At 55.6% G+C, this 774-nt stretch carries 1 protein-coding gene and 1 pseudogene; both read right to left on the bottom strand.

The features are described 5' to 3' along the window. A partial coding sequence (locus tag AC3G3F_RS23840) for a transport protein (RefSeq protein WP_488395930.1) occupies positions 1–668 on the bottom strand: 668 nt, incomplete at its 3' end. Between the two features lies 1 nt (position 669). Further along, a pseudogene (locus AC3G3F_RS23835) lies at positions 670–774 on the bottom strand (hypothetical protein); the annotation flags it as partial.

The following is a 774-nucleotide window of genomic DNA, read 5'->3' as shown; positions in this document are numbered from 1 at the left end:
TCCGGCATCCTTATTCTTACCGCATCAGGTAGCGGTACTCCTGCCGGTATATCCCAGCGTTGTTTCAGCGTTTGCTCCGCGAGCCAGACCTGCCTCACGCCGGTCCCCAGCATACGGGCCGTCATTTCCGGGCTACAGCCTGATAACAGTAATCCCAGCACCCGCCGCCCCTGTTTTGGCAGACGCTCTGACAGTAACCGGACCAGAGTGCGGCTGTTTATTTCCATCACCAGTTCCGGCACGCTCAACACGTTCTTCATCTCCTCCTCGTAAGGCGATGTCTGTACTGATGACCACATGGCCAGCTCAGCCATTCTGGCCAGAACCCTTACCGGCATGGCGCATTTAATCAGCCTCAGATGGCGGAAGTAACCTTCCACACTGACGTCAACCGGTAAAAACGCGTTACTGCTGCAAAAAACCACTGTCCGCGGATAACGCTGAAAAACCTGTTGCCACAGTAAAAGCTGGGTTGATGGTCGTCCGGCGGATATCACCATCGCGCCTGGCCACCGGCGCAACCGATCCAGCAGCCCTTCTGGTGTCCTGAGACGAACGCTGTCTTCCACGCAAAGACCGCCGGTATCCGGAAACTGCGCAGGATTTTCTCCTGACTGACAAAACATAATCAGCCGGAGAGGCGGCAGTACCCTGGTTAACGTCTGCATATCAGTACGTCAGGACCTGGTACAGGCCGAACAGCGCTGCGACAGTGAATACCGTCAGCAGGATCAAAAATATTTTTGCTCCCGTGCTGTACCGGTACTTACCGGT

The organism is Salmonella sp. FC25216 (assembly GCF_057751355.1).
This window is presented reverse-complemented; position numbering and strand designations above follow the sequence as displayed.